Below are 16,611 nucleotides of genomic sequence, written 5' to 3' on the forward strand. Positions count from 1 at the left end.
TAAAATGAAATACATTGTAATTTTTTTATTCGCCTCTATCGTTTCTTCGGCTCAAATTACCAAGGAGCAACTGAATATTATGCCTTGGCCACAAAATATAACTTTGACAGAGGGCAGTTTCCTTTTGACCAAAAACTTTAAAGTAAATATTACCGGAGCGCCAAATGAAAGAATATTTATAGGTGCTACCAATTTTTTGAGACGCTTGGACGGGAGAACAGGTCAATTTTTTCAGCAAGGATTTGTAATGGGTTTAAATGAAGTTCCCGATGCACAATTACAGATTAATTGTGTTCGGGCTGCAAAAATCGATTTGTACGAGGATGAAAGTTATTTATTGGAAGTAACAACTAATAAAATTACGATAAACGCGACTACTGATGTTGGGGCTTTGCACGCATTGGAAACTTTGTTGCAACTTTTGCAAAATAATAGCAATTCGTTTTATTTCCCAACTTCAAAAATTTCCGATTTTCCAAGATTTACCTGGAGAGGTTTGATGATTGATGGAGCAAGACATTTTATGCCAATTGATGTGATTAAGCGCAATCTGGATGGAATGGCAGCGGTAAAAATGAATGTTTTTCATTGGCATTTGGTTGATGATCAGGGTTGGAGGATTGAAATGAAAAAGCATCCGAAATTGATTCAAATGGCATCGGATGGGAATTATTACACTCAGGAAGAAATAAAAGATGTTGTAAGATATGCATCAGACAGAGGTATTTTGGTAGTTCCGGAATTAGATGTACCGGGGCATGCGTCAGCTATATTGACCGCATATCCCGAAATTGGAAGCAAGGTCGTTAAGCTGAATGTAAATAATGGTGAAAAAGGGCAACAATTCACACAAGTACAATCGTATAGCGTAGAAAGAAATGCTGGGGTTTTTGCTCCTACTTTGGATCCATCAAACCCTAAAACGTATCAATTGCTGGGTGAATTTTTTGATGAAATCTGTCCGCTTTTTCCGGGAAAATATTTTCACATAGGAGGAGATGAAAATGAGGGGAAAGATTGGGACTCCAATCCTAAGATACAGGAATTCAAAAAGAAAAATAAATTGGCAACGAACCACGAATTGCAAACGTATTTTACCATGCAATTAATCCCGATGCTCAAAAAGCACAATAAAGTATTGATGGGGTGGGAAGAAATTATGACCAAAAATATGTCCAAAGATGCGATCATTCATTCCTGGAAAGGAAGCAATGAGGGAATGCCAGCGGGTAAATCTCTTGTAGATGCTGCAAAAGGAGGTTATAAAACCGTATTGTCTAATGGATATTATATTGATTTGATGCTTGGTGTTGCAGAACATTATTTGGTAGATCCAATGCCAAAAAATAATACATTGACTGATGAAGAAAAAGCAAGGATTTTGGGTGGTGAGGCTACTATGTGGTCCGAATTAGTATCTCCAGCGACTATCGATTCCAGAATTTGGCCAAGAACAGCAGCAATTGCAGAGCGTTTATGGTCGAACGAAAATGTTACCGATATCAATAATATGCGTAAAAGGCTGGATGTGATTTCTTTCCGATTGGAAGAATTGGGATTGACACATTTAAAAAGTAAAGAAGGCTTGCTGAGAAATATTAGCAATAATCAAAAGAGTGAGGCATTGCTTGATTTGTCTAATGTTTGCGAACCACTTAAACTATATTCAAGAAATAAAGGAGGTACCGAATACCAAATGTATTCTCCTTTAACCTTATTTGCCGATGCTTGTACTCCGGATGCTTCCGATGCGATAGGTTTTGATAGTGCTATAACTAATTATTTAGCTAATAAGACAGATGAAAATCAAGCTGCAGTTGCTAATTATTTGAATAAGTGGGTTACTATACACAAAGATTTAACGGCATTAAGTAATAATGCTCCTTTGGTTCAGCCATTGTTGCCATTGTCAAAAAGTTTGAGTGCTATAGCAGAACAGCTTTTGCTAAAAATAAGCAATAAGCAAGGTTTAGATGATTCCGCATTATATGGATTACTTGAAAAATGTGATTCCAAAGAATACGCCGATGTTGAACTAGCGGTGTATAATAGCTTGAAAAAGTTAGTGCAAGCTAAAATTTAATTCAAAAATAAGAGCCTGTTTAAGTTTTATATTTTAGAATTGTTATAGTTTATTTTTTGAGTGAAAAAAGGCAAATTTTGTAGAGATAGTGGGAACTATCTCGAAAAATTTAACGAATTTGTAGCCAAAAAGAAGTATAACAAAATAATTAGATGAAATTTAAACAGGCTCTTAGAGTTATAATCGTTTAAAAATGAGTTTGGTTATTTGTATTTTATGTGATTATTTATTTTGAATTAGTATTGCTTTGAGAGGGAAAGCAATATGTAAAACCTGGTGAGAAATCACCAGGTTTTTTTTTGGTACAAAGTTTGTAATTATGGTTTTAATTTGCTGAAATATAGGTGTTTGTGTTGTTTCTATTGTTTTGTTTGGAGAAAAGTGACTATTATGACTTTTTGTTTCTGAGTTTGAAAATTAAGTTTTTTTTAAGATTTTTTGTAAAATTCTTGTGAAATAATAAAAAAAGTATTTGGTACTAAAAAAGATAGATATTTTTGAATGAGAAGTTGTAATAATAAGTTCATAGATACGATATGTAAGATTTGATTATTGGAAGAAATAATCATATTGAATTATTATTTGCCTTTAGTTTTGTTTTAAAAATCTATTAAAAGTTAGATAGTTAATTGTTTTTTTTATTTATTCAGGTATGCATTAGTCCTTCTGTTTTACAAAAAACAAGTTTTTTGTACGGATTATCGCTAACTATTTTTGGACTTGATTGTATAAAATGGTTTTTTTAGTAAAATAATAAAATAGTCCATCATAATAATTAAATACACCATTTTTTTTGACTCCTCCATAAAATAAGTTTGTTAAAGGTTATTATAAGTTTAAGATTTCATTAACAGCTGCAAGGTAAATGAAGTTTTTTTTATAAAGTTTGCTAAAACGATATAGTTTAAATATGAGTCTTTTTGAGGGTTGTTTGGGAAATTAGGCAATGTCAAATGGATTTAAAATAAAAGAAGCCTATGATTAAAAAGTGACAGTAAAATGATTTGTTTCGGGCAAATCAAGATTTTTTTAAATATTATTTCCAAAAACTAGATTAATTATTATTTGTATGAAAAAAAGTTGCACTGATTATTATTGCACGTCTCAAAGCCAATCGAGGTTTTCAGGTGGATATGCAAAGCTGGGTAAAAAAATGCTTTTGACAGCAGTAATGTTTTTATTTACATTATTCTCTTTTGCCCAAGACAAAATTGTAGTGTCCGGAAAAGTTTCGGATGCTAAAGGTTTGCCAATTCCTGGGGTTACTGTACGTGTACAAGGAACGAAAACAGGTGGAACCACTACCGATTTTGACGGTAAATACACATTAAGTAATGTAGATTCAAATACCACTTTAGAATTTACATATATGGGGATGGAAACTGCTATAGCAAAAGTAGCTGACAGAAAAGTGATAAATACGACTATGCGTGAAACGGCCTCTACGCTTAATGAGGTAGTTGTAGTGGGATTTGGTACCCAAAAGAAAGCTAACTTGACAGGTGCAGTTTCTCAAGTAAAAATGGATGAGGTTTTAGGAGACCGTCCTGTTACTACTGTAGGATCGGCACTTCAGGGAGCTATCCCTGGGCTTAACATCACTAATTCGGCTACCCCAGGAGTTGCAGCTTCTTTTAATGTTCGTGGAGTGGCAACTATTAATACTAATGGTAATAATGCCCTTGTATTGATTGATAATGCCGAGGGGGATATCAATATGTTGAATCCGGAGGATGTTGAATCAGTTACGGTTCTTAAGGACGCAGCTTCATCTGCTATTTATGGTGCAAGAGCGGCTTTTGGGGTGGTACTTGTTACTACTAAAAAAACAAAGAAAAACCAAAAACCTGTTTTTAGCTATAATAATAACTTTGCTTATACTACACCAATCAATCAAGTGGAGCAGGCTCCAATTGCGGACATCGTACATACTCTTGGAAATTGGAGTAATACTCCAACGGTAGGAGGACCTACTAAGCAAAATTTATTTTTATGGGAAAAATATATCAGGGATTATAATGCAGATCCGATTAATTTCCTGACGAATAATCCTGGTACATTTCAAGCAGAAGGGAGATTTATGCCAGCAAGTGATCCTACGAGTTATTATTATTTGAAAGATACTAATATTCAAAATGGTATATTTGATAATCATGGATTGCAACAGACTCATAATTTTACTGCTTCCGGAGGATCTGAAGCGATTACCTATCGTATGTCACTAGGTACTGTTTATAATGATGGACCACTGATTACAGATAAGGATAAATATGAAAGATACAACTTAGGTTCGTACGTGGGTGCAGATTTGGCCAAATGGTTTAATACCTCTTTGGATTTTAAATATAATACATCTAACAGGTCACTTGTTTCTTTAGGTCCTATTTACAGACAATTACCTAATTTTACTCCAGTCGATACTGATGTCCCAAAATCTACTGATTTGAATGGGCCAAGATATATTTTCTCAGCTCCTCAGAATTATATTAAATATGGAAATCCTGATAATTATGTTAGAAAAGAGACTAGGATTTTCTCTCGTTCTGTTTTAACGCCTTTCAAAGGATTTGAAGGAATTGTTGAATATACGATGGATGATATTTTTAATGATACTAAAAAATTCACAAAAAGCACTGATTATATAGAAACCAATATGGTTGTAAGTCCATCTTCTTCATTTACTGATGAGAAAGTGCCGGTATATTTCAATAACAAAAGTAATTCTCAATACCGTTCTTTGAATGCCTATGCGTCTTATAATTTTACCAGTCCGAGTGGGGATCACCGATTTAAAATCATGCAAGGTTTCTCTCAGGAAAGAAATTATTATGAAGCATTGAATGTTAACCGTAAAGAAGTTATTAACGCTGATTTGCCTTCTATAAGTACTGCGGCCGGAGAGACAATTGCTGATGATGCCTTTATTGATAAAACGATACGAAGTGCTTTTTACAGAGCAAATTATAACTATAAGGACAAATATCTTTTAGAAGCTAATGGTCGTTATGATGGTTCTTCTAAATTTCCAAAATTAACAAGATTTGGATTCTTTCCTTCATTTTCTGGAGGATGGCAGGTTGCTAAAGAAGATTTCATGGGTTGGAGCAAAGACTGGTTAGACGAATTTAAGCTTCGTGCTTCTTGGGGACAAATTGGAAACCAGAATATTATGCTGTATAACACAACTACAAAGCAATGGGAAGAAGTTGTTTATGGTTATTCTCCAAAAATGGATTCTAGCAGAGCGCCTTGGATTGTAGGGACAACGCAACCTACAACGCTTGGTATGCCTCCTTTGGTACGTCAGGATTATGGTTGGGAAGTAGTTGCAACTACTGATTTTGGTGCTGATTTTTCAATGTTCAACAGACGTTTGAATATGACAGGTGATTACTATATTCGTAAAACTAGCGGAATGTTGGCGCCGGGTATGGATTATCCAGCAGTTGTGGGAGCATCTGCTCCACTTCAAAATACAGCTGACATGGAAAACAAAGGATGGGAAGCAACGGTAAGTTGGAGAGATAAAATTGGAAAAGTAGGTTATTATGTTGGATTCAATTTGTATGATTCACAATCTGTGATTACAAAATATAATAGTAATAATGCAGGTTTGTTGTCGATTAATGAATCTGGTAATAATACAACTTACTACGTTGGTCAAAAAATTGGTGAAATTTGGGGGTATAGAAATGATGGATACTATACAGTTGAAGATTTTAAAGATACAACAACTTGGGCACTGAAAGATGGTGTAACTTCTTTAGCTGGATTCTCACCACGCCCGGGAGATGTGAAGTATAAAAACTTGTCAGATAATGGGTCAGCTCCAAACGCAAATCAAATTGATTCTCCTAGTGGTTCTATTACAACTTCTAAACCTGGTGATAGAGAGGTAATTGGGAACAACGCAGCTCGTTATTCTTACGGTATCAATGGTGGTGTAAATTATGCAGGATTTGATTTTTCTTTTATTATGAATGGAGTTGGACAAAGAGATGCTTGGGTATCGGATATGTTGCATTTCCCACTTCTTGATAGAAACTTCTCAACCGTATATTCACATGAATTGGATTATTGGCAACCAATAGACGCGGCTAATGGAAACTGGCAACCGGTAAATCCTAATCCAGCCTATCCCCGTCTTTATAATGAAAATAATAATGTTGGTAGTAACACAAGAATACAAGACAGGTATTTGGTGAATGCGGCTTATTTGCGTTTGAAAAATATTACACTAGGTTACACTTTGCCTTCTCAAGCAGTGAAAAAAATTGGATTTAAAACAGTTAAGTTTTTCTGTTCTGTAGAGAATCCATACACTTGGTCACATCTTGAAAAGGGAAGAGATCCAGAAAGCTTAGGCTGGGGTTATCCATTTTACAAAACAACATCATTTGGTCTGAACATGGCATTTTAATAATGAAAGAAACTATGATTATGAAAAAATATATATTAGGTATTGTTGCAGGACTTGCTTTGGCAGGTTGTAACGATGATTATTTGGAAAAGTATCCAAAAGATGCGCTTTCTGAAAAAACGGCTTTTGTAACGGCAGATAATTTCAAGACTTTTGCCTGGGGCTATTATGGGGTATTTACCGATACAAATAATTTTTACCGTGGTATGGATGCCAATCAAGATACTTATAATGGAGATATGCTTGCGGGATGGCTTACCTGGAAAAATAAAACGGTTGATGGTAACCAGATGCGTACCCAATTGAAAGTTGCCGGTGCAGCAGGAAACGGTTGGAATTTTGTACAAATTAAGCGTGCTAATCTGATGCTTCAAAATATTGATGGGAGTAAAATGTCTCAAGCCGACAAAGATCATTACCGTTCGGTAGGGTTGTTTTGGAGAGCGTATTCGTATTATGAGTTAATTTCCCGTTTTGGAGATGTGCCTTGGATTGATAAAGTGATTCAGGAAGGTGATGATGATCTTATTTATGGTCCACGCACCCCTCGTAAAGAAGTGGCTGATCATTTATTGGCTGATTTGCAATGGGCAGAAACACATATCAGACCATTAGGAGATGGACCAAACACGATCAATACCGCTTGCGTGCAAGCCTTGATGTCCCGTTTCTTCCTTTTTGAAGGAACTTGGAGAAAATATCACGGGCTTGGAGATTCAGATGTATATTTAGATGAGTGTATCCGTGTGTCTAAATTATTAGCAGCCAAATATCCTACTGTTGCCAACAGTTATGATGCTTTGTTGAACTCTGCTGATTTATCAACTTACCCGGGGATTATCTTGTACAAGCAATTTGAGGTGGGATCTTTTACGCATTTTAGCAGCCGTTATGAAAAAACTACTGCTTTGAGTTATGACATGCCAAAATGTACAGTAGAAAATTATTTATGTAAAGATGGTCGACCAATTTCGACTTCACCTCTTTATCAGGGAGATAAAACAATGTTCAAAGAATTCCGTAATCGTGATTTGCGTTTGATAGGGACTGTTGTTCCTCCTTATAGTAGAAAGCTTAGTATTGTTGGAGGGTCGCCAAATCCAAGTTATGCAGATGGTACAGTATACAATTCTGTAGGATATTATGCAGGAGATCCTGATGTTACTGACAATATGGAGTTTGCTAATGTAGTGAAAAATGCTTTCCCGGGTACTAGTAAGAATCTTCCTGTGCTTTGGTTTGGTGGAGCATCGACTAGTTTTAACTCTCCTAATATTGCCGATGTTGGAGCACCTCAATTTGGTTCATGGACCGGTTATACTTTATGGAGACATTATCATACTTGGGATGATGATGTTAATGGAAATGTTTCTGATAAGCCAGTTTTCTGGATCGAAGAAACATTGCTTAACTTAGCTGAAGCGAGTTTTGAAAGAGGTCAATTTACCCAGTCAATTGCTGATATTACCATCAATAAATTGCGTCCAAGAGCTGGTGTTGCCAATATGATAGTTGCCAATATTGATGCCGGATGGGATACTAACCGTGATCAAACTGTTGCCCCTGTATTGTGGGAAATCCGTCGTGAACGTATGTCTGAGTTGATCGGTATGGGATTTGGATTCCAAGATGTTCGTCGTTGGAAAAAAGGACCTTATTACATCAACCAACCTAATTTAGGTGTTTATGTTACAAGAGCCAACTGGAGAAATCTAGATGCTAATGGTAATGTTCTTGCCACTCAAAGTGCTAAATGGAATGCTTCAGTTCTTCCATTGGTTAACAGAGATTTTACTGGAACTAACTTAGCGGCAGGATATGTAAAACGTTTTGATGATCCTACCAAAATTGGTAAAGGATGGTTGGATAAATACTATTTGGAATGGATTCCAACCAATCAAATTGTACTTAATCCAAATATTAAACAAAACCCGGGGTGGTAGTTTAATTTTGATTTGATATAAAAATAATCTCCTGTTTGAAGCATTCTTAGTGATGTTTCAGACAGGAGTTTTTCGTTTATAAAAATAAATAAAGTGCTTAATCTTTACGACGATTTGGAAGGTGGTGAGAAACGATATTGTAAAGGTGACATTTTTATGTACTTTTTGAATAAGCGTGAAAAATAATATGGGTCATCGTATCCTAAATCGGCGGCGATATTTTTTACTTTAACCTCCGAGGTCAGTAATTGCAGGCAGGCTTGTTGTAATTTTAAATGGATAAAGTAATCCAATGGAGCCATACCGGTGCTCTTCTTGAAAAGTAACGAGAAATGGGAAGGCGATAAATCATTCATCAGAGCCAAATCTTCCAATGTAAGTTTTTCGGCCAATTTACTTCTCATATAGTTAATTGTGTTGGTTATAGAGTCTTTTTCGACCTGTTTTTTTTCATTAATATTTATATCAGGATATAGAAAAGAGGAGATAAAATGATATAAACATAGATTTGCTTTGGTGATATTTTCTTTACCATAACCCATTTCAAGGTTTTGGTACATCGAGTGCCAAAGATCCAATCCTTTTTCGTTGTAAGCAATTTGTTGAGGTCCATCTAATAAGCCGATATCAAAACTTTTATTGAAAGTGTCCATATCATTACCACTAAAGTGAATCCAATAGATTGTCCAAGGATCATTTTCATCTGCGCCATAAGTCAACGGCTCTTTGGTTGCAGGAATGATAAAGAACTCATTGGGTCTAACTTCAAAACGTTTGTCGTTAATGGTATACCAACCTTTGCCTCGCATGCAATAAATAAAAATATTATCTGCACATCCGTTTTTTCGTTTTCTGAAATGATAGGCCGCCTTTGGGAAGTAGCCTATATGGGTTATGTATAAATGACTTAGGATTGGATTTTCTTTTATTGCTTTCTGCCAAATGTTGTCTGGCAATGATATTAATTTTTCTCCTTGAAACCCGTCACGTTGTTTGAAACTCTTCATGTTCTTTTGCATATATAAAAAAGCATTTAGTGCTAAAATACAATTTTAAATTTTTTTTTAACCTATATTTTTAAAGGATTTGTCAATCATTATCTAAAATGAATTTTGGATGTCATTTTTAAAACTTTTTTAGTTACAATGTGTTGAAATTTAAAGTATTAATTTTAATGTAATCAATGATTATGCCAAAGATGTTTTTGTTTTTTATTTGCAAATAGCTGTCATTGAAACAGTAAAAATATACTGTATTTCATAGTGATATCCTTTAAAGATAATTCTGCAAGCTATTTAGTCCTTTTTTTAATATATAATAATAAGATTGTCCATTATAATAGTTGAATGCGCTATTTATTTTCAAGATTGAACCCGATAAATTTGTTTTCTGTAAAGCATTAAAGTTCGGAAAAAATGATAAACGCCATTACGTTAAAGAAAAAGCATCAATCAGGTGTTTTACATGGTTCAAATTGGACTTCGAATTGCTTTACAAAATTAGTTTGCTCAGTTTTTTTGTTTTGATAGGTTGCGTGTCTGTATATGCCCAGCTGTCAGGTACGGGGGGTACAAGGCAGTTGGGCGCAGGCATCACCACACCAAAAATGGTGATTGATGATTTTATGGATAAGCGTTTTGGAATGTTTATTCATTTTGGTCCGGTAAGTCTTCGGGGAACCGAAATTGGCTGGAGTCGAGGCAAAGAAGTGCCGACAGTGGAATATGATAATTTATACAAAGAATTTAACCCAGCTTTGTTTAATGCCGATGAGTGGGTAAAAACAGCCAAAGATGCCGGGATGAAATACCTTGTGATTACTGCAAAGCACCATGACGGATTTTGTCTTTGGCCTACGGCTTTTTCAGATTATAATATAATGAACTCTCCTTTCAAAAGGGATATTGTTCAAGAGTTGTCGACGGCTTGTAAAAAACAAGGCTTGGCTTTTTGCATTTATTTTACTGTTGCCGATTGGCATGATCCTAATTATTCTGAAGATAAACCCGGTAATATGGATCAGTTTGTTTTGACAATGAAAAACGAATTGAAAGAGGTAATTATACGATATAAGCCCTATATGTTGTGGTTTGACGGGAATTGGGAAAAGCAATGGAAGCAAGAATATGGGGCGACCATTTACCAATACATTAAAAGTGTTGACAAAGATGTAATTGTCAATAATAGATTAGGAAAAGGAGAGCATACTGCTTTTTCATCTGCTTTAGTTGGTGATTATTTGACTCCCGAGCAAAAGATTGGGGAGTTGAATATGATTAATCCTTGGGAAAGTTGTATCACTATTTGCAATCAATGGGCTTGGAAACCCAACGATAAAATGAAATCACTGAAAGAATGCATCCAGACTTTAGTAAAAACCGCTGGTGGAAACGGAAATTTATTGCTGAATGTCGGGCCAATGATGGATGGACGAATAGAGACCAGACAAATAGAACGACTGAAAGAGATGGGGATTTGGTTAAATAAATAGAAACAACTATTTACGGAACCAAAGGCGGGCCATATAAACCGAACAATACCTACGCAACAACCAGAAAAGGAAATGTAATCTATCTGCACATTTTTGAGAGAAATGCAGATAAGCTAATCCTTCCGCCTTTGGCTGATGCCAAAATTAAAAAAGTTCATTTTTTCAATGGTGATGCGGTTTCTTTTGCGCAAAGCAAAGATTTTGGAGTACTGATTAATTTGCCAAAGATTTTACCAGATGCAGTAAGTTCAGTAATTGTATTAGAGTTGGATAAAAATGCCGAAAAATTAAATATTATAAATAATTAACCGAATTTTAAATGATTTTCAAGACTTCAACAGCTGATGCCCGTTATCCTCTAGGAAGTGGAGCGGGAAGTGATGCCATTCACAGAAATCCAATTTATTCTTATGCCGTTACCCATTTGTATGACGATAGCGGGCATACAGGAACCGGATTTGCCTTTACACTAGGTGAAGGAAATGATTTGGTTTGTAAAGCTGCGCAGTTTTTTGCCGATCAATTAAAAGGAAGGGACATAGAAGAATTAATGTCTGATTTCGGAAGAGTTTTTAATGAACTTTCTAATGAGCAACAGTTTCGCTGGTTGGGTCCACATAAAGGTGTGGCTCACTTAGGATTGGCTTCGGTAACCAATGCTTGTTATGATTTATGGGCAAAGAAAAGAGGAGTACCACTTTGGAAATTATTGATTGATTTAAAACCAGAAGAAATTGTAAACACTTTGGATCTTTCTTATTTGGAAGATGAAATGACCCAAGAACAGGCAATCGAATTATTGCAATCGAATGTAAGCGGGAAAGAAGAGCGTTCCAAAATTATAGAAAAAGGATATCCGGGATATGATACTTCGATAGGCTGGTTTAATTACAGCGACGAGAAAGTAAGGGAAAATGTTCATAAAGCAATGGCCGAAGGATTTACAGCCATGAAATTGAAAGTAGGTTCCAAAGAGTTTGAACGTGATATTCGTCGTTCGCACATTGTAAGGGAAGCTGCAGGAGATAGTGCAACGATTATGCTGGATGCTAATCAGCAATGGACATTGCCGCAGGCATTGGAAATTTGTCCTCAATTCTTGTTGATGAACCCGTATTGGATTGAAGAACCAACGCATCCTGATGATGTGTTAGGACATAAAACTTTAGCCGATGCGATTGCTCCAACAAAACTGGCATTGGGAGAACACGTTCCTAACCGAATTATTTTCAAGAACTACCTTCAAACTAAGAGTGCAGGATTTATGCAGGTAGATGCTGTGAGAGTTGGTGGTGTAAGTGAATTTATTTCAGTAAGTTTATTATGTAAAAAATATGGCATCCCTGTAGTTCCTCACGTAGGTGATATGGGGCAATTGCATCAGCATTTGGTTTTGTTTAACCATATTTCGATGGGGCACGAAGCCTTATTTTTAGAGCATATTCCTCATCTTCAAAAACATTTTGTAAATCCGGTGGATATCAAAGGTGGTGTGTATAAAACGCCAATGGAAGCAGGAAGCAGCTGTGATTTAAAAGAATTTTCAACACAAAAGAAAACGCAAGTCATAATTTAATTAACTAACCAATGATTGGAACCACAGATCTCATTATCAGCGTTTGTTACGTTATTGGAATCCTTATTATTGGGTTGTCATACGGCATTTATCATAAGAGAAAAAGCAAAGAGAATGCGGCAAGAGAGTATTTTTTGGCAGGAAAATCGCTAAAATGGCCTTCTATAGGTTTGGCTCTTTTTGCTACAAATATTTCTACGGTGCATTTGGTGAGTTTGGCTCAAAGTGGTTTTGATTCTGGTTTGCTCAATGGTAATTTTGAATGGATGGCCGCCTTTACACTGATATTGCTGGCTTTGTTTTTCACTCCTTTTTACATTAAATCGGGTGTTGCCACTTTACCTGATTTCTTGGAACGCAGGTATGACCGTTCCAGTCGTGACTGGTTAGTCATTGTTTCAATAGTATCGGCGATTATTATACATATTGCGTTTTCGATGCTTGCAGGTGGGATTGTATTAAAGACTTTGTTCAATGTAGATCTTTACACAAGTGTTATAGTAATCTCTGTAATTACGGCAATATATACAATTGTTGGAGGTTTGAAAGCTGTTGTTATAACAGAATCTATTCAAACGGTAGTATTGATAACGGGAGCGACAATCATAAGTTTTGCGGCTTATTTCAAAATGGGAGGTTGGCAACCAATGGTTGATGTATTGCAATCTACAAACGGAATGAATAAACTCTCCATGCTTCGCCCACATGGTGATCCTAGCGGGATGCCTTGGTATGCCGTTATGTTGGGTTACCCGATACTTGGAATATGGTATTGGTGTGCCGATCAGACAATTGTTCAACGAGTGCTTGGGGCAAAGGATGAAAATCATGCCAGAGTAGGGCCTTTGTTTTGTGGGTTTATAAAAATTTTGCCCGTTTTTATTTTTATTCTTCCGGGGTTATTTGCTTATACATTGGCTCACTCAGGCAAATTGGATATCAGTGCTTTGCAATCTATTGACGAAACCGGAAAAACAATCGTTAACAGTAAAGGAATTTATACTTTGATGATAACCCAATTGTTGCCTACCGGATTGGTTGGAATTTTGGTGGCTGCATTGTTATCAGGATTGATGAGTCAGGTTTCAGGAGCTTTGAATTCTATTTCAACTATGTTTGGATATGACATTTACAAACGCTATCGTCCAAATACAAGTGATGTAAAATTGGTTGGTGTGGGTAAAATAGCGGCTGGAGTTGCTTTGGTTTTTTCTTTGATGTTGTTGCCTTTGCTTAATAAATACGAAAGTATTTTCAACGGATTGAACGACATTATTGCACACATCGCACCTCCAATTACCTGTGTTTTTCTTTTAGGGGTTTTTTGGAAAAAAGCCTCAGCTCAATCGGCTAAATTGACGCTTTGGATTGGGTCGGCATTGGGAGCCATTGTGTTTACGGTAAATAAAATATATGTAGGTACAGCTTTGGCACAGATTCCGTTCATGATGATGGCTTTCTATCTTTTTATGGCCTGTTTTGCTATGCAGGTTGTTTTCTCTTATGTGTATCCGGTTCAACATACTGCGCAAAGCGAGAAATTGTATTGGAAATCATTTTTGGAACCATTGCAAAGCAAAGGATGGAACGGAATCGGAAATTATAAAACACTATCGGCCTTATTGTTGCTTTTGATGGTAGGGCTATTTTGGATTTTTAGATAGAAAAAAATATGAAAAAAATGTATTCTATCATAATCGCTTTGGTGATTGTTATGATAACGGCAAGTTTTTTTCTGTTTTTTAATAATTGTACAAATGAAGGGAAAGTAGGGCTATCTAAGGAAATTAGCCGAATGGGAATGGTTACCGGAATAAAGCCTGACAAAATTGAATATTATAAACAGTTGCATGCAAAAGCCTGGCCTGGTGTTTTAAAGAAATTAAGAGAAGTTAACATTAAAAATTACTCCATATACATTCAAAAAATTGAGGACAAGTATTTTTTGTTCAGTTATTTCGAATATACCGGCTCTGATTTTGACAAAGACATGAAAAAAATGGCTGCGGATAAAACTACGCAACGCTGGTGGAAAGAGACTGATCCCACCCAAATTCCGTTGCCGGAAGCAGCAAGCAAAAAACAAGTATGGACTGATATGGAAGAAGTTTTCCATACAAATTAAAAGTTAAAAAGAATATTTATGCAACTACTAGCTAATAAAATTATATTTCTAACTGGAGGATCAATGGGGATTGGTTTGGAATGTGCCAAAAAATATGCCGAAGCAGGAGCCAAAGTAATGATTATGGCCAATCATGAACCTTCATTGATTGAATCTATGAAAATATTAGGGGAAGGACATAGCTCTTTTTTTGGTGATATTTCTAATTCATCCGAAGTGGAAAAAGCTATTGAATTTACTTTAAAACAATATGGTAAAATCGATGTGATTCACAATAATGCCGGTATTGCATGCCCATCAAAACCATTGGATGAAACCGATGAATACGAATGGGATAAACTTTTTGATATCAATCTTAAAGGAGTATTTTTCACTACGCGATTTGGCTTGGAAGCTTTGAAGCAAACTCAAGGTTGTATTTTAAACACTAGTAGTATTGTTGGAGAAATAGGTCAGGAAAATCACGCTGCTTATTCAGCGACAAAAGGAGCATTGAATTCATTGACTAAGTCGATGGCTTTGGATTATGCCAAATATAAAATAAGAGTCAATGCTGTCGCACCAGCCGGAGTATGGACACCTATGCTGAGAGAGTGGGGGAAAGAGCAAAAGGATTCGGCTAAAATCGAAAAGTATTTGGATGATATCCATGTTTTGGGTTATTGTCCTGAAGGAGATGTTATCGCCGATGCTTGTGTCTTTATCGTTTCGGATAAAGCGAGATTTATTACGGGTAATGTAATGCCGGTAAGCGGAGGTGCAGAGTTAGGCTATAGAAGATTTGATTAAAGACTTATAAATTAAAAGTATAAACATGCAAAATCTGAAATTTATTATTGTATTTTTTTTGATGCATAGCTTGGTTTCTGCCCAGGATAATTTGGATTTCCAAAAATTAATCGGACAGGTTGAAACCAAAGACTTTTTTTCGTCACCTGATTACTATACTTGGTGCAGTAGTATTATCAAAGGGGAGGACGGTAAATTTTATATGTTTTATTCCCGATGGTCACACGGAAAAAGAACCGAAACCGATGATCCAATGAACTATATTTTCAATGGTTTTAGTGGTTGGTGTAAATATTCAGAAATAGCTTGTGCTGTATCCGATAAAATTGCGGGGCCTTATAAATATGTTGCTACTGTATTGAAATCTAAAGGAGCTAACTCTACAGACTGGGACAAATTTACTTTTCATAATCCGCAAATCAGAAAGTTTAATAAGACTTATTATCTGTACTATATATCCAATTCGTATGACCCAACTTTATTTGAAAATGATACAAATAAAACAAAAGATTGGAAGCAATGGTTGAAGTATAATTGCACTCAAAAGATTGGTGTTATAAAAGCCAATCGTATTTCGGATTTTATTAACGGAAAATATATAAAGCCGGCAGCTCCATTGATGCAGCCAGATAATGTGAAAACATTTGAAGTAACAACAAACCCAACAGTTACCCAAGGTCAAGACGGTAGGTATTACATGATGTTTAAATCTCGAAAGCCTAACGTGGGGCATATGACTTTTTGGATGGCAGTAAGTGACAAACCAGATGGAAAATTTACCATTGTGAGTGATGTGTTTACCAATGCTGACATGGCTTGTGAGGATCCGTGTATGTGGTACGACAAAAAACGAAAAAGATATTATGCCGCTGTAAAATATTATTCCAATAGTAAAAAATTAGTGCCTCAGTTTGGCGCATTGGCACTTATAACATCTGAAGATGGAGTAAACTGGCAAGGAGCTCAAAATCCTTTGATTTCATTGCGAGAGCTTAAAACCAAAGACGGAATCATCCAGTTAGCTCATTTGGAACGTCCTTTTGTTTATATGGATGAAAAGGGACAGCCTGTAGCATTATTTGCGGCAGCATCAATAAAAGAACCGTCACAAGGCGGCGAACATCCAGCATCCGACTATAATTCGTTTGTGGTTTGTTTTAAATTAAATGATAATAAAAAGTAAA

At 35.8% G+C, this 16,611-nt stretch carries 11 protein-coding genes; 10 read left to right on the forward strand and 1 reads right to left on the reverse strand.

Annotated elements, in window-relative coordinates:
- Positions 1-4: 4 nt before the first annotated feature.
- The 3 genes from OZP12_RS10030 to OZP12_RS10040 all read left to right on the forward strand — a co-directional run bounded on the left by OZP12_RS10030 (position 5) and on the right by OZP12_RS10040 (position 8,446).
- On the forward strand, positions 5-2,083 hold the full coding sequence (locus OZP12_RS10030; protein ID WP_281228952.1) for a beta-N-acetylhexosaminidase: 2,079 nt from the start codon (positions 5-7) through the stop codon (positions 2,081-2,083).
- Positions 2,084-3,152: 1,069 nt separating this feature from the next.
- Complete coding sequence (locus OZP12_RS10035; protein ID WP_281228953.1) at positions 3,153-6,503, forward strand: SusC/RagA family TonB-linked outer membrane protein; 3,351 nt, start codon at positions 3,153-3,155, stop codon at positions 6,501-6,503.
- Positions 6,504-6,523: 20 nt separating this feature from the next.
- Positions 6,524-8,446: a RagB/SusD family nutrient uptake outer membrane protein gene (locus OZP12_RS10040; protein ID WP_281228954.1), complete on the forward strand. Its 1,923-nt coding sequence runs from the start codon at positions 6,524-6,526 to the stop codon at positions 8,444-8,446.
- A 104-nt stretch (positions 8,447-8,550) separates the two neighbouring features.
- On the opposite strand, the gene OZP12_RS10045 is transcribed toward OZP12_RS10040, so the two are convergent.
- A complete protein-coding gene (locus OZP12_RS10045) occupies positions 8,551-9,465 on the reverse strand; it encodes an AraC family transcriptional regulator (protein ID WP_281228955.1) in 915 nt (304 codons plus the stop codon).
- A 455-nt stretch (positions 9,466-9,920) separates the two neighbouring features.
- Here OZP12_RS10045 and OZP12_RS10050 point away from each other — a divergent pair, with 455 nt between their 5' ends.
- The 7 genes from OZP12_RS10050 (at position 9,921) to OZP12_RS10080 (ending at position 16,610) form a co-directional block, all read left to right on the forward strand.
- Positions 9,921-10,937 carry an alpha-L-fucosidase gene (locus tag OZP12_RS10050; RefSeq protein ID WP_281228956.1) on the forward strand — a complete coding sequence of 339 codons (1,017 nt, stop codon included), beginning with the start codon at positions 9,921-9,923 and terminating at the stop codon, positions 10,935-10,937.
- Between the two features lie 128 nt (positions 10,938-11,065).
- Entirely contained in the window at positions 11,066-11,245 is a 180-nt protein-coding gene (locus OZP12_RS10055; protein ID WP_281228957.1) for a hypothetical protein, read from the forward strand.
- Between the two features lie 11 nt (positions 11,246-11,256).
- Positions 11,257-12,513, forward strand: coding sequence for an enolase C-terminal domain-like protein (locus OZP12_RS10060; RefSeq protein ID WP_281228958.1), 1,257 nt, complete (start codon positions 11,257-11,259; stop codon positions 12,511-12,513).
- Positions 12,514-12,524: 11 nt separating this feature from the next.
- Positions 12,525-14,177: a sodium:solute symporter gene (locus OZP12_RS10065; RefSeq protein WP_281228959.1), complete on the forward strand. Its 1,653-nt coding sequence runs from the start codon at positions 12,525-12,527 to the stop codon at positions 14,175-14,177.
- 17 nt (positions 14,178-14,194) lie between these two features.
- Entirely contained in the window at positions 14,195-14,638 is a 444-nt protein-coding gene (locus OZP12_RS10070) for an L-rhamnose mutarotase (protein WP_281228960.1), read from the forward strand.
- 18 nt (positions 14,639-14,656) lie between these two features.
- On the forward strand, positions 14,657-15,427 hold the full coding sequence (locus OZP12_RS10075) for an SDR family NAD(P)-dependent oxidoreductase (protein WP_281228961.1): 771 nt from the start codon (positions 14,657-14,659) through the stop codon (positions 15,425-15,427).
- A gap of 25 nt (positions 15,428-15,452) precedes the next feature.
- Positions 15,453-16,610 carry a glycoside hydrolase family protein gene (locus OZP12_RS10080; RefSeq protein WP_281228962.1) on the forward strand — a complete coding sequence of 386 codons (1,158 nt, stop codon included), beginning with the start codon at positions 15,453-15,455 and terminating at the stop codon, positions 16,608-16,610.
- Position 16,611 lies beyond the last annotated feature (1 nt).

The organism is Flavobacterium aquiphilum, from assembly GCF_027111335.1.
GTDB lineage: Bacteria > Bacteroidota > Bacteroidia > Flavobacteriales > Flavobacteriaceae > Flavobacterium > Flavobacterium aquiphilum.